Origin of the sequence: Rhizobium sp. G187, from assembly GCF_051549525.1 — a bacterium.
GTDB lineage: Bacteria > Pseudomonadota > Alphaproteobacteria > Rhizobiales > Rhizobiaceae > Allorhizobium.
In genome coordinates this window covers 25,038-46,489 of the sequence record NZ_JBPUGM010000005.1, presented here as the reverse complement: position 1 = coordinate 46,489, position 21,452 = coordinate 25,038, and the positions used below count along the sequence as shown (strand labels likewise).

At 60.3% G+C, this 21,452-nt stretch carries 19 protein-coding genes; 11 read left to right on the top strand and 8 right to left on the bottom strand.

Annotated elements, in window-relative coordinates; translation table 11 throughout:
- Positions 1 to 12 precede the first annotated feature (12 nt).
- The 3 genes from ACSV9I_RS15295 to ACSV9I_RS15285 are packed head-to-tail and all read left to right on the top strand — an operon-like array spanning position 13 to position 4,113.
- Positions 13 to 2,166 (top strand): type I secretion system permease/ATPase, encoded by a 2,154-nt coding sequence (locus ACSV9I_RS15295; RefSeq protein WP_438329731.1) that lies wholly within the window; start codon positions 13 to 15, stop codon positions 2,164 to 2,166.
- Positions 2,167 to 2,195: 29 nt separating this feature from the next.
- Positions 2,196 to 3,455 (top strand): HlyD family type I secretion periplasmic adaptor subunit, encoded by a 1,260-nt coding sequence (locus ACSV9I_RS15290; protein ID WP_438330008.1) that lies wholly within the window; start codon positions 2,196 to 2,198, stop codon positions 3,453 to 3,455.
- Positions 3,456 to 3,459: 4 nt separating this feature from the next.
- The gene (locus ACSV9I_RS15285) at positions 3,460 to 4,113 is read left to right on the top strand and encodes a ribbon-helix-helix domain-containing protein (RefSeq protein ID WP_438329729.1); all 654 of its coding nucleotides are present in this window, start codon (positions 3,460 to 3,462) and stop codon (positions 4,111 to 4,113) included.
- Between the two features lie 46 nt (positions 4,114 to 4,159).
- Here the strand turns inward: ACSV9I_RS15285 and ACSV9I_RS15280 are convergent, their stop codons facing one another.
- The 8 genes from ACSV9I_RS15280 to ACSV9I_RS15245 all read right to left on the bottom strand — a co-directional run bounded on the left by ACSV9I_RS15280 (position 4,160) and on the right by ACSV9I_RS15245 (position 12,828).
- Positions 4,160 to 5,125, bottom strand: coding sequence for a transglutaminase-like cysteine peptidase (locus ACSV9I_RS15280; protein WP_438329727.1), 966 nt, complete (start codon positions 5,123 to 5,125; stop codon positions 4,160 to 4,162).
- Between the two features lie 315 nt (positions 5,126 to 5,440).
- Positions 5,441 to 5,977 (bottom strand): NADH-dependent FMN reductase RutF, encoded by a 537-nt coding sequence (gene rutF, locus ACSV9I_RS15275; RefSeq protein WP_156318633.1) that lies wholly within the window; start codon positions 5,975 to 5,977, stop codon positions 5,441 to 5,443.
- A 31-nt stretch (positions 5,978 to 6,008) separates the two neighbouring features.
- Positions 6,009 to 7,421, bottom strand: coding sequence for an amidase (locus ACSV9I_RS15270; protein WP_438329725.1), 1,413 nt, complete (start codon positions 7,419 to 7,421; stop codon positions 6,009 to 6,011).
- The gene (locus ACSV9I_RS15265) at positions 7,418 to 7,633 is read right to left on the bottom strand and encodes a hypothetical protein (protein WP_438329723.1); all 216 of its coding nucleotides are present in this window, start codon (positions 7,631 to 7,633) and stop codon (positions 7,418 to 7,420) included. Before ACSV9I_RS15265 ends, ACSV9I_RS15270 begins: the two co-directional genes overlap by 4 nt.
- A complete protein-coding gene (locus ACSV9I_RS15260; protein ID WP_438329722.1) occupies positions 7,633 to 8,643 on the bottom strand; it encodes an ABC transporter permease in 1,011 nt (336 codons plus the stop codon). The genes ACSV9I_RS15265 and ACSV9I_RS15260 overlap by 1 nt, the downstream gene beginning before the upstream one ends.
- Entirely contained in the window at positions 8,640 to 10,190 is a 1,551-nt protein-coding gene (locus ACSV9I_RS15255; protein WP_438329720.1) for a sugar ABC transporter ATP-binding protein, read from the bottom strand. Before ACSV9I_RS15255 ends, ACSV9I_RS15260 begins: the two co-directional genes overlap by 4 nt.
- Positions 10,191 to 10,215: 25 nt before the next feature.
- Entirely contained in the window at positions 10,216 to 11,316 is a 1,101-nt protein-coding gene (locus ACSV9I_RS15250; protein WP_438329718.1) for a sugar ABC transporter substrate-binding protein, read from the bottom strand.
- Between the two features lie 294 nt (positions 11,317 to 11,610).
- On the bottom strand, positions 11,611 to 12,828 hold the full coding sequence (locus tag ACSV9I_RS15245) for an MFS transporter (RefSeq protein ID WP_438329716.1): 1,218 nt from the start codon (positions 12,826 to 12,828) through the stop codon (positions 11,611 to 11,613).
- 161 nt (positions 12,829 to 12,989) lie between these two features.
- On the opposite strand from ACSV9I_RS15245, the gene ACSV9I_RS15240 reads away from it, so the two are divergent.
- The 8 genes from ACSV9I_RS15240 (at position 12,990) to ACSV9I_RS15205 (ending at position 21,407) form a co-directional block, all read left to right on the top strand.
- Positions 12,990 to 13,784: a GntR family transcriptional regulator gene (locus ACSV9I_RS15240; RefSeq protein ID WP_438329714.1), complete on the top strand. Its 795-nt coding sequence runs from the start codon at positions 12,990 to 12,992 to the stop codon at positions 13,782 to 13,784.
- A 239-nt stretch (positions 13,785 to 14,023) separates the two neighbouring features.
- Complete coding sequence (rutA, locus tag ACSV9I_RS15235) at positions 14,024 to 15,106, top strand: pyrimidine utilization protein A (RefSeq protein WP_438329713.1); 1,083 nt, start codon at positions 14,024 to 14,026, stop codon at positions 15,104 to 15,106.
- A 103-nt stretch (positions 15,107 to 15,209) separates the two neighbouring features.
- Positions 15,210 to 16,646, top strand: coding sequence for an amidase (locus ACSV9I_RS15230; protein ID WP_438329712.1), 1,437 nt, complete (start codon positions 15,210 to 15,212; stop codon positions 16,644 to 16,646).
- Positions 16,643 to 17,950 (top strand): amidase, encoded by a 1,308-nt coding sequence (locus tag ACSV9I_RS15225; protein WP_438329710.1) that lies wholly within the window; start codon positions 16,643 to 16,645, stop codon positions 17,948 to 17,950. The genes ACSV9I_RS15230 and ACSV9I_RS15225 overlap by 4 nt, the downstream gene beginning before the upstream one ends.
- Positions 17,951 to 17,954: 4 nt before the next feature.
- Entirely contained in the window at positions 17,955 to 18,818 is an 864-nt protein-coding gene (locus ACSV9I_RS15220) for an isocitrate lyase/PEP mutase family protein (RefSeq protein ID WP_438329708.1), read from the top strand.
- Positions 18,819 to 18,820: 2 nt separating this feature from the next.
- Complete coding sequence (locus tag ACSV9I_RS15215; protein WP_438329706.1) at positions 18,821 to 19,447, top strand: isochorismatase family protein; 627 nt, start codon at positions 18,821 to 18,823, stop codon at positions 19,445 to 19,447.
- Between the two features lie 10 nt (positions 19,448 to 19,457).
- A complete protein-coding gene (locus ACSV9I_RS15210) occupies positions 19,458 to 20,063 on the top strand; it encodes a malonic semialdehyde reductase (RefSeq protein WP_438329705.1) in 606 nt (201 codons plus the stop codon).
- A 159-nt stretch (positions 20,064 to 20,222) separates the two neighbouring features.
- A complete protein-coding gene (locus tag ACSV9I_RS15205; protein ID WP_438329704.1) occupies positions 20,223 to 21,407 on the top strand; it encodes a hypothetical protein in 1,185 nt (394 codons plus the stop codon).
- Positions 21,408 to 21,452 lie beyond the last annotated feature (45 nt).

The window sequence follows — 21,452 nt, the reverse complement described above, 5'->3', positions numbered from 1 at the left end:
CGATAGGATGAAATGTTAAACTCATTGATCGACCCGGCGGGCACTCGTGCCCGCCTTAGCTTTCGTGGATCCTTCAAGGCTGTCGCCGCATACTACGGGCGGCCCACCTCCGACACTGTTCTGTTTTCCGGACTGCCCGACGAAATCGTCGAGTCGCTGGAGGCGGACGACGTGGAACATGTCGCCGAGCGCATTGGCCTGCAGGTTGTCAAAATCAGCCAGCGTGCCATCCGCGAGGGTGATTTCGATTGTCCTGCGATTGTTGCGCTGGAAGACGGCGGAACGCTCCCCCTTCTCGAAGTGAGTGAGGAGGGCGTCTACACGCTCGATCTGCGAGATGGTTCGCAGGCACTGAGGCTGAGCCGCGCCGAACTGGCGGCGCTGAAGCCACAATTCGCCTTCGGCTTCACGCTTTTCTATCGCAATGACGGCGAGGAGGCTCTCCTCGGTGAAGCGGAGAAGATCGAGAAGCGTCACTGGCTTCTGCGCGCGCTGATGCCTTACTGGCGCACCTATCTGCGGGTGGTAATCGCCGCGCTCTTCATCAACATCATCGCGCTCGCGTCACCGCTATTCACCATGAATGTCTATGACCGGGTGCTGCCGAACAAGGCGTTCCCGACGCTCTGGGTGCTGGCCATCGGCATCATGGTCGCCTATCTCTTCGACTTCCTCTTGAAGACAGCCCGGTCATCGCTCATCGATCATGCCGGGCGTAACGCTGACTTGCGCTTGTCGCAGATGATCTTCGACAAGGTGCTCAACACCACGCTTGCCTCTCGTCCTCTGTCGACGGGGGAGTATGCCAACCGCGTGATGCAATACGAGTTCGTGCGCGAATTCTTCACATCGAACACCATCGGTCTCGCCATCGACACGGCTTTTCTCTTCATCTTCCTTCTCGTGATCTATCTGATCTCTGGATGGCTGGCGATCATTCCGGCTGTGGCGCTGATCCTGTCGATTGCAATCGGCCTGCATGCCCAGGCGAAGATCGGCCATCGCATGGCGGCCGCCGCGAACGAGGCCTCGAAGAGGCAGTCGTTGCTGGTGGAAACGATCTCGACGATCGAGACGCTGAAGAGCCTCCGCGCAGAAGCGACCATGCTGCGCCGCTGGCAGGAGCTGATGAAGCATTCGAGCCGGACCAGCGAGGAGATCAAGCACATCTCGACCAATGCCATCAACCTGACAGCACTGGTGCAGCAACTGGTTGGCGTATTGATCGTGATTGCCGGAACCTACGAGTTCTCCGAGGGCAGACTTGCCATGGGCGCGATCGTCGCGACCGTCATGCTGGCCGGACGTGCCGGTGCGCCGCTTGGCCAGATTGCCATGACGCTCGCTCGTTTCCGCCAGGCGACGATGTCGCTCAGGATCCTCGACCAGGTGATGGACCAGCCCGAGGATCGTCCGTCGACCGTGGGTTTCGTCAACCGCGAGATCAAGAATGGTGGGTTCACCTTCCAGGACGTGACCTTCCAATATCCGGGTTCCGATCAGCCGGTGATCAGCAAGTTGTCGCTGACCGTGGCGCCGGGCGAACGTGTCGGGATCATCGGGCGCATCGGATCTGGCAAGACGACGCTTGGCCGCTTGCTCGATGGCCTCTTCGTGCCGACAGAAGGCCGTATCCTGATCGATGGCGTCGATATTCGGCAGTACCATATGTCGGAAGTCCGGGCCTCGGTTGCCGTGGCTGGCCAGTCGTCCGACCTGTTCTCGGGGACCGTCAAGGAAAACCTGCTGATCGGCCGGGCCGATGCGACGGATGAGGAATTGCTCGAGGTTGCCCGCATGACCGGGGTGGAGGAGTTCGTCTCGCGCCACCCGCGTGGTTTCGACATGCCAGTCGGTGAACGAGGCAACAATCTGTCGAACGGCCAGAAACAGGCGCTGACGATTGCGCGTCTGCTGTTGACCAAGCCGAAGATCGTCTTCCTCGACGAGCCCTCGGGCGCGATGGATCTGGCCAGCGAGCGTCATCTGCTCAACCGTCTATCGACCGCCTTCGATCGCAACACGACGCTGCTGATCGCGACCCATCGGTTCTCAATGCTCGATCTCTGCGACCGTCTGATCGTGCTCGACAAGGGCCGGGTTGTGGCGGACGGACCGAAGAAGTCCGTCATCGAGGCGATGCAGAACAAGGGGATCAAGACGTGAGCCGCGCGGTTGTCGATACACCGCCATTCATGGCGCGGATCATTGTCGGTCTGGTTGGCGCCTTCATCGCCATCTTTGTGGCCTGGGCGGCGATCGCCGAGATCGACGAAATCTCGCGTGGCGAGGGCAAGGTCATTCCGGTTTCGAAGACCCAGATCGTGCAGTCCTCCGAGGCGGGTATCGTTCAGACGATTGCCGTGCAACTCGGGCAGGTTGTTCGCAAGGGCGAGCTGATCGTGCAGCTGAACAATACGACGACGGAATCTTCGCTCGGCGAAGCTGTGGCAAAGGCAAGAGCGCTTGGTGCCAAGGTCGCCCGCCTGGAGCTGGAGGAGGTCGGTGCCTATGATGGCGAATTTCTCTGCCCGGATGAGGTGAAGTCTGTCGCGAGCCGCGTTTGCGAAAACGAAGCGCGGCTGTTTGCGGCCAACAAGGCGGCCTACGAAAACAAGGCCGGTGTTCTGAAGGAGCGTGTGCGCCAGCGCGAGAACGAGCTTAGCGAGGCGCATGCCAATATCGCAAGGCTTGAGCAGAACATCACCCAGGCGACGCGCCAGTACGACCTCATGAGCCCGCTTGCCAAGAAGGGCCTGGTCGCCCAGACGGAAGTAATCACGCTGGAGCGCGAGCTGACCGACCAGCGCGGCCAGATCACCGTCTATCAGGAAAGCCTGGAGCGCCTGCGCGGTGCTGTCGAAGAGGCGCGCCTGCAGGTGGATGAACTCCTGCTGCAGTTGAAGCAGCAGGCGCTGACGGAAAAGGCGCTGACCCTGTCCGAGCTTTCCGTTATCGACGAGACCATTCGCGGTGCCTCCGACCGTGTGAGCCGGACCGATATCCGTTCGCCGGTCGATGGCATCGTCAACACGCTCGAAGTCAACACAATCGGCGCCTATGTCGATCCGGGTACGGTGATTGCAGGGATCGTTCCGACGGCGGATACCTTGCTGATCGAGGCAAAGATTTCGCCGAGGGACGTCGCATTCGTCCGACGGGGTCAAAAGGCGATCGTCAAGGTCACGGCCTATGACTTCTCTATCTTCGGCGGACTGGAAGGCGAGGTGACCAATGTCTCCGCCGACAGCATCGTCGACAAGGAGAAGGGCGAGACCTTCTACATCGTGCAGGTCAAGACGGATCGGTCGGAGCTGCAGCGGAATGGCATGTCCTATCCGATCATCCCGGGTATGGTCGCGTCTGCCGAAATCATGACGGGTCGAAAGACCATCCTCAGCTATCTGTTGAAGCCGATCAACAAGGCGCAATCCGTTGCGCTGACCGAGCGGTAGGTCCATGTCGATCGTCGAGCGGCACCCGTTTCAGATCGATCAGGGGGAACCGGCGAACCAGCCGCTTCCAGAACTTCAGGAAGGTGACGCCGAGCCGAAGTTCCGGGCGATTATCGGCAAGGGCGGTGCCAGGCGTGGTATCCGCCTGGAAACGATCTACTGGGACGGGCTGACCTCGCTGCTATCGGGTTCCCGGCACTCGATCTCTGACGTGGTCGAGCAGGCCGCAACGCAGGTGGGTGATGGAAGCAATCTTGCATCGACACTTCGCGTGGTTGCCTTTCGCTGGATGTGGCGCAGGCTGGCGGCAGTCGAAAACGCCTATTCGACAGAGAACCTGAACGCCCTCGTGCAGGCCTGTCCCTCGCCGGTCATCGTGCTCACGCGCGACAAGAAGATCCAGCTGTTCAACGAGCCTTTCGTTACACTGTTGAAGCAGCGGTTGGCCCTTGGCAATGTCGCGCAACTTTCGGCAGGCTTCCGCTTCGTGCTCGACATGCAGGTGGATGACGCGATCGAAAACCTTGCGACGAAGAGCAAGATGGTGACGACGGGATTTACCGCAAGCTGTGCGGGAAAGCAGCTGACCGGCCAGATCAATCTGGCCATGGCCCCCAATCACCGCAAGCCGATGGTGATCGGCTACGTCGTTCGGTAATCAGCGGAACGCTGAATCTCAGCAGTCATGACGCTTTTGATGCCGATTAGAGGTCGCCGCCCTCGCCGGGCGCGATGCTGTCGAGGCTCTTCATTGCAAGTGCCTTGCCCGCACCTTTGCGAATGCCGTGTAGGAAGCCGCGCCCGTTTGAAATTGAGAAGAGCGGCTGATAGTCCGGCAGCTGACGGTCAGCCAGAACCTGGTTTCGCATGTTATCAAGAATATAGTTGTTGCCACCGACCTCCACCGAGAGGATGGCGTGATAGAAGTGTCGCTTCTTGTCGTAGAGGATGACCACGGTCATGTCCTCAAGCGCGATGCCCTTCTCGGCCAGCATCGCCATCTTCAGGAGCGCATAGTCTTCACAGTCGCCCGTTCCTCGGGCCAGCGTCTGCGATGGGGAGGACCACTGATCCAGTCGTCCATGCACATCGAGGTCCTTGCGATACTCGATCTTCCGGTTGACCTCGGCGTTGACGAGATTGAGCGTATCGCGCACCGATACCTTCGCCCCGCCATCGCTTGTGCGATGAACCAAGGTTCCCAAATCGGCACAGGTCCGGCCCTTGCAGTTCAGCGCAGTGCCCTTGGCAATCTCCCCAAAGGTCGAGGCAGCCTTTTTGAGTGCGCCGAGCTTTTTGAAGGGAATGGCGACGGAACCGAAGACGCCATCGGCCTGGGTGGTGCGTCGAGGTGTGGTCGGAGACTTGGCGGCGATCGCGCCGGTCAATACACCGCCATCGACGGGCGCAGCCAAGGCGACCGTCTGCATCTGCAATGCCTGGGTTTCGACAATCTGGCGCGTGTTCTGCCAGCCTTTGGCGATCCGTTGCGAGAAAGCTTCCGAGATGGAAGGACTGAGCGGATTGAGCCCGAGCAGCAGAGCTTGGGCAATGGAGGAGTGGAAAACGAGTGCGCCCGTCGGTGCGGGGGCGGCCTGTGCGCCCGGCACAAAGAAGGTTGCGAGGGCAAGGGTCGAGGCTGCGACAATGTTCTTTTTCTTCTTGAGCATCGCTTCTTCTCCGAGTGTTGTTCGAAGAATACAGCGTCGATCTGAAATATTGGTTCGATACTATGGATGAAATACGTATAATCTGAGAGAATATACTTAAATAAAATTTTTTGTTTCGAAGTTATACGCTGTTAACCAATAGAGCCACCGCAATTGTTACGATGAGGTACCTTGTCAGATTACGGGGGCGGTCTCGAACAGCGAAAGCCGGGCCACAGGTTCTCTGCGGCCCGGCTGTTCGAATCTCTGCAATCGTCGGTGGGATGGAGGCGGGATGAAGGTCGCAGTTCCGCTTGAGACTTGGTCGGGTCTGCGTTAGCTGGCCGACGCCATCTGACCGACGCGGTGATAGCCACGCTGGTAGTAGATCAACGCTTCATCCCTACCGTCTTCATGGATTTCCAGGACTCTGCAGAACAGAACCTTGTGGGTTCCGACGTCGACACTGTCGCTGACGACGCAGTCGAAGGACACGACCGCGTCGGTAAGGATGGGCGCGCCGGTGGCGCCACGTCTCCAGCTTGCGGCGGCAAAACGTTCTTCTACCGGGGTCTTGCCGCCGAAAAGGGCGGATAGCTGCTCGTGATTGCCGGCAAGGGTGTTGACGCACAGCATCTTGTTCGTCTCAAAAGTCTCGAAGACGGAGCTTGAGCGGTTGAGGCAGACAAGCAAGGTGGGCGGTGTATCCGTCACGCTGCAGACGGCAGAGGCTGCAAAGCCCGCCTTGCCGCCCGGCCCGTCAGTGGTCACGATGTTGACGGCAGCACCCACTCGGGACATGGCGTTGCGAAACTCGGCTTGGCTGACTGCGGAAGTTGCCTCGTCTCCGGCGATTGTCGGCATGGCATTCATGGATCGTCTCCTCTCTGGGCCGGTGCGGTTTTCACGCGGCCGGGCGGATGGATGGGCGGGGATGGAAGCGGCCGAGGGCCAGCAAAGTTTCGAGCTTTCGTGCGACCGAGGCTGCAATGTCCTCGCGCCAGGGGCGGGCTACGACCTGTATAGCGACCGGCAGGCCATCGCAGTTTGCGACTGGCAGTGTCACCACCGGCAAGCCAAGGAATGAAAATGGACGGGTGAATGCCGTCATGCCCGAAATCACCGTGGTCATGGTCGAGCCGGCTCCGACATTTACCTCGCTGTCGAGCGGCGGGAGGAAGGGCATGGCAGGGACGAGGATCGCATCGCAGTTGGCAAAGGCCATTTCGAGGAAATCGGCCGTCAGTCGAGCGCGGATCTGCAAAGCACGGAGATAGATCGGTGCCGGCACAGCGATGGCCTGGGCCAGGCGCGACCGAAGTTGCGGGCCAAAATCCTCTGGCCGCTCGCGCATCCCGTCGAAGTGAACGGCTCCAGCCTCGCTCATGGCGACAACATTGGCGAGCTCTGCAATCCCTCCGAGGTCGGGCATGGATGTGTCCGCAATCGAGAGGACATGCGGTGCGAGGGCCCGTGCGGTCTCTTGCATCGCGTCCTCGACCTCTTTGGTCAGACGATCGGCAAACATCCCCCCGCCCAGACCGATGCGCAGTGCCGAGATGTCTTCGCTGAGGGGTTTCAGTGGAGCGTCGACACAGGTCAGGTCTTTCCCGTCCGGTCCGCTGATCAGCCGGAGGATCGTAAAGGCGTCATCGACGGTCCGGGTTAGCGGGCCAACACAATCCTGCGAAAAGGAAAGCGGCATGACGCCAGTCCGTGGTACGCGACCTTGCGTCGGCTTGATGCCGACGACACCACAGCAGGCGGCCGGAAGGCGGATGGAGCCGCCCGTATCTGAGCCGAGGGCTGCCAGCACGACACCGCCGCCAACGGCGGCGCCTGATCCGCTGGACGAGCCGCCGGTGATGCGGTCGGAATCGAGCGGGTTGATCGCTCGGCCGTGATGATGGTTGTGCCCCGTTGGCCCCATGGCGAATTCCGACATGTTCAACCGACCGATCGTAAACGTGCCGGCAGCCTCCAGCCGCTCAATCACGGATGCATTTTCCGCGGCCAGGTGACCTTCCCGGATCTTCGAGCCGCAGCCGGTGACCTTGCCGGCATGGTCGTACATGTCCTTGTGGGCGAGCGGCACGCCGTGCAGCGGTCCGACGGCTCGCCCTTCGGCAAGCGCCCGGTCGGCGGCACGGGCGGATATCAGCGCATCCTCCCGATCCACGGTGATAAAGGCGTTGAGGCGCGACTGGCTTTCTTCGGCCCGATCGAGTGCGGCAAGGGTGAGGTCGAAGGAGGAGACTTTGCCGGACTGGATGAGGCTGGCCGCCTCGGCAAGCGTTGCCGGATCCAGGATGCTCATCGGTCTGCCTCCGCAATGAGAAGTGCATAGAAGCTTGCGGGTTCCAGCATGAACAGCGCGCCGCCGCGACCATAGGCATGCGGAGCGATCCACTGTGCATCGCGCGCCATTTCCTGGGTCATGGCGGACAGTTCTTCCTCGGTCGCTGATCGACCGAGATAGGTTTGGGCTAGGTGTTTCACAGTCAGGGTCTGAGCGGTCGCGTCGTCCATCAGCTGAAGTCCTGCGGCTGGCGGTTGCGGACCAACTGGCTCAGCGACACCGCGATGACCAGGGCGCCGCCATAGAACAGGTTCTGCACATAGGCCTGGGCGCCGAGCATGGTGAGGCCCGTGATGCCGGTGACAAGGAAGTAGACGCTGATGATCGCACCGAAGGAGTTGAAGCGTCCCGGCGAAATGGTCGTTGCGCCGAGGAACGCGGCAGCAAACGCCGGCAGCAGCAGATTGAGGCCAGAAAGCGGGTCGGCCGATCCGGTCATGCCGGAATAAAACACACCTGCGAGTGCCGCGATGAGGCCTGAGAGAATGAAGGACATGGCTCGGACCCGATCGACATTGATGCCATTAAGGCGCGCCACTTCACGACCGCGACCGACGAAGAGCAACTTGCGGCCTGGAATGGTGAACTCAAGCGCGTACCAGATCACGGCTGCGAGGATCAGTGCGTAGAAGAAGGCGAGTGGAATGCCGAAGAGCCGGTTGATGATCACCCATTCGACCAGGGTCATGGAGACGCCGGAAATGGTCTGTGACTGGCTGAGCCAAAGGATCATTCCGTTGGCAAAGGTGCCGACGCCAAGCGTCACGATCAGGGAGTGAATGCGGAAATAGAGGACGAAGAACGCATTGACCGCGCCAATGACGGCGCCCGATAGCAGCGCCACGAGAATGACCGGCCCGATGGGCCAGCCATGCTTGACGTTGAGAACTGCAATCAGCATCGAGCTCATGGTGAGGATCGATGCACCGGAGAGGTCGAAGTCGCCTGATGTGAGCGGCAGGATGATGGCAAGCGTCAGCACGACGAGAACTGCCTGAGAGCCGAACATGGTGGAGAAGTTGCGCCAGCTCAGAAAGGATTCCGGCATGAGGATTCCGAAGATGGCGATCAGCAGCAGCCAGGCCGCCACGAGCGCGAAGCGTTCGCCTTCGCGCTTGAGGTTAATCGATGGGCGGCGGGCCGGCGCTTCGGCGTCTGCTGTCAGGTTGGTGGTCGTCATTCTGCGGCCTCCGCATGCGGGGTTTGCGAGTAGAAACAGGCTTCCGTGATGGCCTTGCGGGTGATTTCCCCACCCTTCAGCTCCGCGACCGGTCGGCCCTTCGAGAATACGATGACGCGATCGCAGATCTGTTCGAGCTGTTCATTGTCCGTGGAAGCGCAAAGGATGGATGTGCCCTCCGCAGTGGCGCGGTCGAGCGCCTTGAAGATTTGCTGGCGCGCGCCGAAGTCGACGCCCTGGGTGGGTTCATCGAGCATCAGCAACTTTGGCTTGATCTGCAGCCATTTCGCCAGCAACACCTTCTGCTGATTTCCGCCTGACAATGCGCCAAGCATCATGTCCGGACGCGGCGGGCGGATGTCATAGACCTGCGAAAGGCGTGCAGCTTCCCGATCCATGCTTCGGCGATCGAGGCCATAGGGGCGCATATGCGCATCCAGCACTGGCAAAGTGATATTGTCAGCGACGGAAAGGCTCCCGATCCCGGCTGCCCCGAGCCGATCACCCGGTAGAAGAGCGATGCCGAGGCTCTGGGCGCGCGCAGGCGTGATACTGCTGAGGTTGATTGTCTTTCCCTGTACGGTTAGCTGTCCGAAACCCTTGCGTGCCCCATAGAGCAGGTAAGGCAGGGCTGCGAAGCCTGAGCCGATCAAGCCGGTAACGCCGACGGTCTCGCCTTCGACGATGTCGAGGTCAAATGGTTGGCTGGTCCCGTCGGTCGCGCGACGGATGGAAATTGCGGCCGGTCGGGCTTCGGTTCGCCGCGCCTTGGCAAAGGCGTCGATGCGGCTGCCGACGATGGTATCGAGGATGGTCTGGCGTTCTGCGTTGCGGGTATCGAGCACGCTCACGAGTTCGCCGTCGCGCAGGACGGCCACCCGATCGGTGATGTCGAGCACCTCATCGATGTCGTGGGTGACGATGACTACCGACGCGCCGGTTTTCACAATTGAGCGGATGAGGGCAAACATGCGTTGGACATCTTCGGCTGGCAGGAAGGGCGTCGGCTCGTCGAGCACGAGTATGCCTTCACCTCCATAGCCGGCATCCGAGGACTTGAGATCATCGAACGCCCTGACGATGGCCACGAAGGCTCGCTCCACCGGGGGAAGGTCGGCTACGATGGCGAAGGGGTCGATCGTGAGGTCAAACTCGGCGAAGAGTTTTGCCACATGCTCGGCCTCCTTCTTCCAGGAGACGAGCCAGGGATTTCTCCGCCCAAGTGCCGTAACCCGCATGTTCTCGACCACGCTCAGCGACGGAATGAGACCGAGATGCTGGTGGACGAAGGCGACCCCTCGCTTCTTGATGTCCATCTGGTCCAGCGGCAGGGCCATTTCCTGTCCCCAAAGCACGACCTTGCTGCCTTCTTCAGGCTGGTGAAAGCCGGCAAGCACCTTGATCATTGTGGACTTGCCGGATCCGTTCTGGCCAAGGAGCCCGAACACCTCGCCGCGTCGGATCGACAGCGATACGCCCTTGAGCGCGTAGTGGCTGCCGAACCGCATGCGGATGTCGGTCATCTGAAGCACGGCATTGTCGGACATTGCGGGCTCCTGTCGTCGATGAGGACTAGTTCAGTTTCCAGAGCTTGCGGAACCCTTCCAGATGGGCGTCGCCATAGCCGTCGTCGAAAGTGGCGGGCACGCCGGCGGTCTCGATGTTCCGCTCGTCGAAGACCAGCAGCGGCGAGTTCAGCTTCTTGACCGATGGCAGGCCGCACAGCATGCGCATGATGTTGTCCACGGCCGCATAGCCCGACCAGCCAAGACTTTCGCCGATGTCCATCTGCACCTGGCCTTCCCGAACCATGTCGAGCACGAAGGGAGTTCCGTTATAGCTGGCGACTTTCACGGCGCCTTCGCTACCCGTGATGCGCAGTGCCGGGATGACGAATTGCGACATGGAATCGTAGATGGGCAGAATGAAGTTGATGCCCGGATCAGCCAGAACTGCCGACTGGACGCCGGGCTGTATCTTGGTGGCCCATTCGGAGACCGGTACGTCGAGATGTTTCTGGACGCAGTCCGGGCACAGGGCCTTGAGCTGGTCCTGGATGGACTTGACGAAGGGAATGGATGGCAGGACGTCAGAAGAGCCGATGATCAGCACGTTGGGCTTGCCTTCGGTCTTGGCATAGGCCCAGGCTGCTAGAAGCTTGCCGGCGCCGGTGTAATCGACGGATCCGGAATAGTCGACGCTCGAATGCTGCTCCTGGGTCACATCGTAAAAATGGGTGGTGGTGATCTTCAGGCCGGCCGCCCGCGCCTCTGCCAGCTGGGGACCGAGCCATTCCGGGTTCAAACCACCGGCAATATCGAGCACGTCGTATTTCTGGCTGATCGCCTGCGACACACCCTGCATCCATTGGTCGCTCTTCAGCTGGTTGTCCCAGGTGGTGTAGGTGAAGCCGACTTCGGCGGCAGCCTTGGCCATCGCCTTCTGCAGTTCGACGTTGAAAGGGATTGTCATCGAGATCGGGATCGACAGGACCTTCTTGCCCGCCATGCAGGACTTGGCGTCAAAGGCTTCGCCTGGGGGCTCGAAGACCGGCATCTTTTCATGTTCGGCAATGATCGCCTGGGCTTCCGCCATAGGGTCGGCCTGACCCGGGCTGGAAGCCGCTGCCATCGCGGCGATGGAGACGAGGGAGGTGAGCAGGAGCTTGCGCATTCGTTAACATTCCCCTTCGTGGCCCTCCTTGTCGGAGGCGCATTGTTGCGCGGCTTTTACGATGTCCGCTACGCACAATGTACGTACATAAACGAAATGGCGTCAACGGCTTTTGCCTATTTTTTTGCGCTGCACACAAAAGCGGCAACTGCGAAAAACCCGCAGATGTTGATGAATGCCAATTAATCAATGCTGCACGAGCGAAGGCAATCGACAGCTGAAATGACAAAGTCCTGCATCGCGCACGCGTGATGCAGGACTATATGTATGTACATATTGTTAGATAAGTGCAGCTTATCGATGCGCCAACTGAGCGCGCCAGGCGGCGATCATGCCGCCGAATCCGAAGGCAGAAAAGCAGAGGAAGCTGGTCCCGTAGTCACCGGTCAGGGCATAGATGGCTGCGAAGGTGGAGGGGCCGACGATCACGCCGATAAAGGTGTAGACGAGGGCGGCTCCGGTGATCGCGCCGACTCGGGACTCGGGTGCATTATGCGCCACTTCTGCCAAGAGTACGCCATTCCAACCGATGGAAACGCAACCGAGTGCGATGAACAGCGCCGCCTGTAGCCATGTCGGCAGATCGGCAAGCCAGTAGAGGCCGGCAAAGCCTGACCCGCTGAGAAGGCCGATCAGGCCAAGAGTCAGGAGGCCGCCGCCGATCCGATCAGCAACCGCGCCCCAGAAAATGCGGCCGAAGGCGCCACCGAGCTGCGTTGCAGCCGCAACCGTACCGGCTGCAAGAAGCGACCAGCCTGCATCATGCACCAAGGCGACGACTGCGAAGGCGGAAACGGAGAGCTGCATGGCGGAGTAGGCAAACCCGATCCCGCTCAAAACCCTGAGCTTGCGGCTCTTCCAGATGATCGACTGTTCTTCTGCGACGCCCTTGCGCAGCGAAGGCAGCTTGCGGCCAGCCACGGGTTCGGCGGCATGTGTGACGGCAAGCAGACCCATCATGGCCAAGGGTGCGGCTGCGCCGATCAGAAGTGCAACGTGCCAGCCGAACTGGGTTGACAGGAAGGGAAGGGCGAAGCTTGCCAGGATGCCGCCCAAGGGCACGCCAGATTGTTTGAGGGAGAAGACAATGTTGCGCTTGTTGTGCGGTGTGATGCGGCTGAGCATCTCCGAGGATGCCGGATTGTTCAGTCCGTAGCCGATCCCGATCAAAAGGGACGCCAGAATGATTGCGGGCACCAGGGCTGTCGCAATGCCGACAAATCCGAGCGTGAAGCAGATGAGTGCCGCCTGCTCGATCTTGATGGGTCCGAAGCGCTGTACCAGCGTTCCGGCAACTGCGGATGAGAACATGCCCGAGGCGTATATAAGACTGATCTGGTAGCCGATCCAGTGCGCGCCGATCCCAAGGTCGCTGGCCACCGTGGGCGCGATTGCTGTCAGGGCCAGCACGCTTGCTGTGGCCACAATCTGGATCAGGGTTGCCGCGGTCAATGTCTGCAAAAGTGAGGATGCGCGTGCGGGGCGCGGCGCTGCGGTCGTGATGTCAGTCATCAGGAGGGGAGCCTTGGCGGGGGATCGATATCTAGTATTTGTACGTACTAATTGATTTCGTCTCCGGGTGCAATATCCGTCGGTTGAGTTCTGGTGCAGACGGATTTTGTTTGCGTCATTCTCAGAAAACCGATTGATAGGGGCCAGGGGTGGAAACAAAAATGACCGCATCGCAACCATTGGGCACAATAACCGATACTGAAGCAGAGGGTGCGGACTGGAAGCCCGAGTTGGCGACTGCGCCTCTCTACTTGCAGGTTGCCCATCATCTTGAAGCGCGCATCCGGACAGGAGAGTTTCCGGTCGGCACTCTCCTGCCGACTGAAAATGAACTTGCAGCGGCGCTCGGCGTCAGCCGTCAGACTGTGCGCCAGGCCATAGCCACCATGCGCACTGGCGGCAGACTGTCAGCAAAGAAGGGTGTTGGGACCCGTGTTGAGGCGGGTCCGGATATCTCGCGACGGCACTTCATCGCTCATTCTCGGTCCGAGCTTTTCGAGGTGGCGGCAGAAACGGAGTTCGTCATCTCCCTCAAGGAGGAGGTCTCGGCACAGGGTAAGCTGGCCGTCGAGCTTGGTTGCCGTCCGGGGCGACGCTTCTTTCACATTGGGGGCGTCCGCTATACCGCTGCGCGACAGAGGGCTTTCTCCTGGAATGAGGTCTATGTCGATGCGCGCTTTGCGGCTGCCGTTCGTGACGTCGATGTGGCGAAAACGGCGATCTTTCACCTGATTGAGGAATATACCGGCGAGAAGATCCACGAGATCCAGCAGGACATCAAGCCGGTGTCGCTGACGGCCGAAATTGCAGAGCAGATCGGTTGTCAGGCCGGTGATCTCGCACTCCAGGTCACGCGTCGATATTACGGCTCCGGCCGGCGCCTGATCGAATACGCCTTCCAGATTCTGCCGGCCGATCGCTTCACTTACACAACGACGCTCCGCGCCGGTAACTGACCGCGACCCCTCGTCTTCCCAAGAGTTAAAACTGACCTCGCGTGTGGCTGGCCTCAGCCGGCGCGGGGATTTCTGCGTTCATTTTCGCGGCAGTCCGATGCGTGCCATGCGGCATCATGCCCAATGATTGAGCACGCATAAATTTAGGTCATTTTCTCTCTGGACAGCTTTTCGAAATTTTGCATTAGTTCGTACATACTGAATTCGCGTCCACCAACTAGAACAAGGGGAACCTCCTCATGGATATCGGCGTCTTCATTCCGATCGGCAACAATGGCTGGCTCATCTCGACCAATGCGCCGCAGTACAAGCCGAGCTTCGAACTCAACAAGCAGGTGGTGCAAAAGGCGGAAAAATACGGGCTGGATTTCGCCCTATCGATGATCAAGCTGCGCGGGTTTGGCGGTAAAACCGAGTTCTGGGATCACAATCTTGAATCCTTCACCCTGATGGCAAGCCTTGCCGCCGTCACCAGCAAGATCAAGCTGTTTGCCTCCACCGCAGTTCTCACCTTGCCGCCGGCGATTGTCGCACGCATGGCCGCGACCATCGATTCTGTGGCGCCGGGTCGCTTTGGCGTCAACATCGTCTCGGGCTGGCAGATGGCCGAATATGACCAGATGGGGATGTGGCCGGGAGATGCCTATTTCGGCTATCGCTATGACTATTCGAGCGAATATGTTCAGATCATGAAGGACCTATGGTCCAATGGGGAGTGTAGCTTTGAAGGCAAGCATTTCACCATGAAGGACTGCAAGATGCAGCCCATGCCGGCGAACAAGATCGACATCGTCGCGGCCGGTCAGAGCCCGCGCGGCGTAGAGTTCGCCGCCCAATATGCTGACTACAATTTCGTTATGGCGAGCGGTATCAACACGCCGACCGCCTATGCACCGAACAACAAGCCATTGATTGAAGCCTCGGCCAGGACCGGCCGCGATGTCGGCGCCTATGTTCTGTTCATGGTGATCGCTGACGAGACCGATGAACTGGCGAAGGCAAAATGGGAAAGCTACCGCGAGGGTGCCGATGTCGAGGCTCTCGCCTGGATGGCGGATCAGGGGAGCAAGGATCAGTCGGCAGCCGACAACTCAACCGCGCGCCACATCAATCTGCCTGAGGGTGCGGTCAACTTCAACATGGGCACGCTGGTCGGCTCTTATGAAAACATCGCAAAGATGCTGGATGAGGCCGCAGCTGTCGAAGGCACGAAGGGCATCATGCTGACCTTCGACGATTTCCTCGTCGGCCTCGATCAGTTTGGCCAGCGCATCCAGCCACTGATGGCGTCGCGCAGCAACCTTCAGATCGCAGCGGAATAACACACGCATGAATGCGATAGCCCCGCTTCCGGTTGGCGAGATACTGGACCCGCTGTCTTTGCCGGATCCAGCTTTGGCAGACCAAGCTTTTAGGACGCGGGGTATGTCCGCCGACCTGCCGTCTCATGTGGAGATAAGGCCGCAGCCGCTCGTCTGTGATGTCGCGTCCGTCGACGCAACGGATCTGCTGTCTGCTTATGCCGATGGGGCTTTGACGCCTGTCGAAGCGCTTGCCGATCTGCATCGCAGGATCGAGGCCGACAACAAGGGGCAAGGCGCTGTGTTGCGGTTTGCCTCCGGCTGGCAGACGGCGGCTGAAGAAAGCGCTGCCCGCTGGAAAAGCGGCCAGGCACGCCCCCTTGAGGGTCTGCCCTTCGGCGTCAAGGACATCATCGACGTCGACGGGACGCTCACCACTGCCGGCTCCTGGTTTACCGGCGACCGAATTGCACAGACCGACGCCGATGTGGTGGCGCGGCTACGTCAGGCTGGTGCCATCCCCTTTGCCATGTTGGCGACCACGGAATTTGCCTGTGGTTCACCGCACAATCCGCGTTTCGGTACGGTCGGCAATCCTTTTGATCCCAGTCGATGGACAGGTGGTTCCTCCACCGGGTCCGGGGCAGTGCTTGCCGCGCGGCTGATGCCCTTCGCCCTCGGCACGGATACGGGTGGCTCGATCAGGGTGCCATCCTGCTGGTGTGGAACGACAGGCCTCAAGCCCAGCCGCGAACTTGTGTCGCGAAAGGGCGTGGCACCCCTGTCCTGGACGCTCGACCATGTCGGGCCTATGACACGCAGTGCCCGCGACATCGCGCGGGTTCTGCCATTCATGGCAGCCTCACCGGATGTCGATCTCATTGCCGGTTGTATGGCACTGCTTGCCGAAGCTGATCTCACCGGCTTGAGGATCGGCGTGCCTGTCAACTGGTTCACCGAGATGGTGGATGCCACTGTGCTCGATAACTGGCGCGCGGCTCTTGAGGTCCTGCAATCGCTCGGCTGCACCGTGAAGCCGCTTCCTGTCCTGCCGGTCGAGACCTTCCACCGCGACGGCTGGACCGTGCTCTTGTCAGAACTGGCAGCGCATCAATCGGAGCGTCTGCCCCGGGCAGAGCTATTTGATCGAGGACTGCTTGCAAGGCTGAACCAGGGCATCACCATCCTGGCGGCGGATTATGGTCGAGCCTTGCAGAGGCGGAAGGCGGCACAGGACATGTTCCTCGACGCGATGACCGATATCGATTTACTGGTGACGCCGGGTCTCGGCGGTGAAGCAGGCGCGCTCGACACGCTGACGGTCGAGGTTGATGGCCATGCCGTGCCGTTTCAGGAGATCATTTCTCGTAACACGATGATCTTCGACCATACGGGATTTCCGGCCTTGATGCTGCCGTCGAGCCTTGGCCGGAGCGGCCTGCCGACCGGTATCCAGATCGTTGGACGGCCGGGCGCGGATGCGCTCTGCCTGAAGGCTGGGATCGCGTTCCAGCAGGCCACGAGCCATCATCTCAATGCACCTGCGCAGAGGACGTCATGACGGAGACTGCGCTCGAAAAGTTGACCGCATCCCAGGCGCTGGCACGTCTGTCCGATGGCCGCATCACCGCAGTCGATCTTGTTTCGACCTGCCTCGAACGCATCCGGACCCGCGATGGCGATGTGCGTGCCTGGCTTGCCTTGAACGAGACTGCGATTGCCGAGGCCGAGCGGCTTGACGCCCTTCCGAAGGAAAAGCGGGGACGCCTTCATGGACTTCCCGTCGCTGTGAAGGATGTCTTTGATACCGTCGACCTGCCGACCACGCATAATTCTCCGCTCTTTAAAGGTTTTCGACCAGCCGCCGATGCGCCGGCGGTTGATCTGCTTCGACTTGAAGGCGCCATCGTCCTCGGCAAGACCGATACGACCGAATTTGCCGCCTGTGGAAACGATGCAGCCACGGCCAATCCACATGACCTCGCACGCACGCCGGGCGGCTCGTCCGCTGGCTCTGCAGCTGCGGTCGCCGATTTCCATGTGCCACTTGCCCTCTCCACCCAGACCGGTGGTTCCACCATTCGCCCCGCATCCTTCTGTGGGATCTACGGCATGAAACCGAGTGCGGGGCTCGTCGGCCGGGAAGGGGTGAAGATCTACTCTGTGACCTTCGATACTGTTGGCTGGTATGGCCGGTCCGTCGAAGATCTCGCCCTCTTGGCCGAGGTCTACGGTATTGTTGAGCCTTTGCGTGAGACGCGGCCGGTGGGTGCGCCACTGAAGATCGCGCTCACATTCGGACCCTACCGTCAAAAGCTGGAGGCGGGGTCTGTCGCGGCACTGGAGACGGCGGCGCAGCGTCTGCGAGATGGTGGCCACAACGTAACCATTCTCGATCTGCCGAACGATTTCGAGGATCTCGACCTCTATCATCGTACAATCCTGCACCGGGAAGGAGCCGCCGCCTTCCGCAGCCTCGCCCGACGCTACGGCACAGACTTACATGATGACTTCCACCATCGTGTCGAAAACCGCGAAGGCCGCACGCTTGGCGATCTCGTGCGCGCTTTCGATGGCGCGGCCAGGGCGCAGGTGATTTTCGACGAGATCGCGTCGCGGTTCGATGTCGTGATTGCCGCGAGCGCGCCGGGTATTGCACCGCTTGGCAGAAAGCCGGGCGATCCTGTTTTCAACGCCTTCTGGACCCTGCTGCGGGTGCCTTGCGTCAACATCCCCGTGCCGATGGCGGGGATTGCCATGCCGGTTGGCGTGACGCTGACATCCATGCGCTATGATGACGTGGCACTTCTGGCACATGCCGCACGGTTGGCACCCCTTCTCGATCCCAAACCCGAAATGGAATGATTGCATGGCGGATCCCGCACTGAAACAGGCGCTGGCCGATCGCGACTTTATCCTCGCGCCCGGTGTCTATGACCTGATCTCGGCATTGATCGCCGACCGCATGGGCTTCAAGGCGCTCTATGTCACCGGCTACGGAACTATCGCCTCCTATCTCGGCATTCCTGACGCGGGCATAGCCACCTATCGCGATATGCTGGAGCGCATTGCCCAGATCGTAAAGATGACCAAGACCCCTGTAATCGCTGATGCGGATACCGGCTATGGCGGGTTGCTCAACGTTCGCCACACGGTGCGCGGCTATGAAGAGGCAGGTGTCTCTGCCATCCAGATCGAGGACCAGGAGTTCCCGAAGAAATGTGGCCACACGCCGGGTCGCCGCGTCGTGCCGATGGACGACATGGTGCGCAAGATCGAGGTGGCCGTCGATAGCCGCAAGAGCGACGATTTCCTGATCATCGCCCGCACGGATGCCCGCACGGGGCTGGGGCTGGAAGAGGCGATCCGGCGCGGCAAGGCCTATGCCGAGGCTGGCGCGGACATCATCTTCGTCGAGTCGCCGGAAAGCACCGAAGAAGTGCGTCAGATTTCTCAGGAAATCGACAGGCCGCTTCTGGCCAACATGGTCAATGGCGGGCGCACACCGCTTTTGCCCGCGGATGAACTGACCGCGCTTGGCTATGGCATCGCCATCTATCCGGCCCTTGGGTTCCTTGCCCATGGGCACGCGGTGCGTCATGCCTATCAGGACCTGCTGGACCATGGCGTCACGACCGACGCCGTCCCGCTTTATCCCTTCAAGGACTTCAACACGCTGCTCGGCTTCGAGGATGTCTGGGCCTTCGAGCGCAAGTTTGCGGAAAGGGATTGAATATGAGCGATGCAGACCTCGCCGCGAATTATGAAAAGGCCTATGGCAACCGCATCGGCTACGGAAAATCCCCGGCGCTTCTGATGGTGGATTTCGTCCAGGCCTATTTCGAGCCGGGCAATGCGCTCTTTGCCGGCGTCGATGAGGCACTGGCGAGCGCGCTTCGCATCCGGGAAGCCGCCCGGTCGAAGAATATTCCGGTGATCCTGACCGGTATGGTCCTGCACAAGAGTGGCAAGGACGGCGGCCGCTTCTTCCAGAAGGCGAAGCCGCTCGAAAACTTCACGGCGGGCAATCCCATGGCCGGATGGCCGAAGGGACTTGAGCCGCGTGAAGACGAATTCATCGTCACCAAGCAATATCCAAGCGCCTTTTTCGGCACGTCACTTGCGCCGATGCTGACCTCAATGGGGGTTGATCACGTCATCCTGACGGGTTTGACGACCAGTGGATGTGTGCGGGCAAGCTGCGTAGATTCCATGTCTCACGGTTTCATCACGACCGTGGTGCGTGAGGCCTGCGGCGATCGACATTCCTCGCCCCACGAAGCCAATCTGTTTGACATGAACGCCAAATATGCCGACGTCGTCAGCGAGGCCGACATCCTCACCCACATTATGACTTTCTGAAATCCAGGACATGACCATGCTCAATGAAACTGCCACCGCCACCCCCTCGATCGAGGAGCTTCTCTTCACCTCGGCTCGATCGTTCAACAAGTGGCAGGACCGGCCCGTGAGCGACGAGCAGATCCGCACGCTCTATGATCTCTCGAAGCTAGGCCCTACGTCCGGCAATTGCTGCCCCGCCCGTTTTGTCTTCATCCGCACAGCCGAGGGCAAGGAGAAGCTGAAGCCTGCCTTGTCACGGGGCAATATCGACAAGACGATGACAGCGCCTTTGACCGTCATCGTTGGTCAGGACGAGGAGTTTTACGAGAAGCTTCCTTTCCTCTTCCCCCATGCCGATGCGCGATCCTGGTTCACGTCAAGCCCGACGCTTGCCCAGGAAACGGCGTTTCGGAACGCCTCCCTTCAGGGTGCGTACCTGATCATGGCGGCGCGTGCCATGGGGCTCGATTGTGGTCCCCTGTCGGGCTTCACCAGCAGTCTGGTCGACGAGGCCTTCTTCGCCGGAACCCGCATCAAGTCGAATTTCCTGATCAATATCGGCTATGGCGATCCGTCTGGTAATTTCGGCCGTTTGCCCCGTCTCGACTTCGAGGACGCGGCGCAACTCGCCTGATCGGCCAAGCCCTCCGTCTGGCCTTCGATCAAGCTGTGCTAAACGGCTCGCATGGTTACCATGTTTTGAATCCGCCCAGATATGGGACGGTCCTTCTCTTGCTTCCGCGCGAGCCAGTGCTTAACGTCCGGCCGGGACTGGGGAAAAGAGTTGCGCTTCATGGATCGATCAAGAGCAAAACGCAGCCGTGTTCTCGGCTGCGCGACTGCACTGTCCACGCTTCTGCTGCTCGGCGGCTGTCAGACAGATGATCTGAAGCCCGAGGCGGGTGAGAAGGCGGCGGCAAATGGCGCTGCCAAGTCCAACACGAGCGATGGCGGCTTCTACAATCAGACCCTCGGTGCGGGCAAAGTGCGGATCGGTTATCTCGGTGTGCGCCGTGCCGACCAGCCGGGTCGGCAGGCTGACAGTGAATATCGTGATGGTGCCGCGCTTGCGGTCAATTCGCTCGGCACGGATCTAGTAAAGCTCACCATGCTGGAAAGCGCCGACAAGCCCGAGGCCGTTGAGGCTGCGGCCCGCACGCTTGCCGGCCAGGGGGCTGCACTTCTGATCACGACTGCAAAGGGAGCGGAACTCGAGGCCGTGCGCACGGCACTTGTCGGGCGCGACGTACCTATCGTTACCTTCGAGACGAACGAGACTACGCTTCCGGAACGCGTTTATGGTTTCCGCTCCAGTCCTGCCGACAGTCTTGTCGAAGCCTCCACCTTTGCCATGGCGGAAGGCGCAAGCCATGCGATGATCCTGGCGTCCAGTCCGGCCGAAAAACTTCAGGCAGACCTGATTGCCAAGCAGATCAAGGCCTTTGGTGCGACGGTAGAGCCAGTCGTCGAACTCTCTGGTGGCGCGTTGCCCGCCAAGGCGCTCGCGGCCTGGAACAAGGTCGATATGGTTGTGATGATGCCTTCGGTGAAGTCGCCCGGCGAAATCATCAAGAAAGCGGATGCTGGCAAGCCTCCTCGCCCCGGCAGGCGTATCGTCGCCAGTACGACGCTGACGCCGACGGATCTTGCCGATGCGAAGCTTACCGGTACCATCGTCTGCCGTTATGACCAGAACATCGCGGCCCGCATCGGTCAGCGCTATATGGCAAGCTACGGCATGCCGGCTTCCCCGCAGGCAGGCTATGGTTTTGATGCCATGGCGATGGCGATCGGTCTGGTCAATGTAGCTGGTGATGCGGCCTTTGCGCCCGAACGCATGATGAACCCCTCTGGTTTCTCCGGCACGCTTGGCATCTTCCGTTTCGAAGACGGTGGCAAGGTGCGGCGCAATTGCGATATCTTCAAGGTCTCCAAGGGCTCTTATGTCTTCTTCCAGAAGGCGCCGCCGACGCTTTAACGCGTCTGTGAACGCAGGATGACGCAAATCCGGCGTCGTTCCATT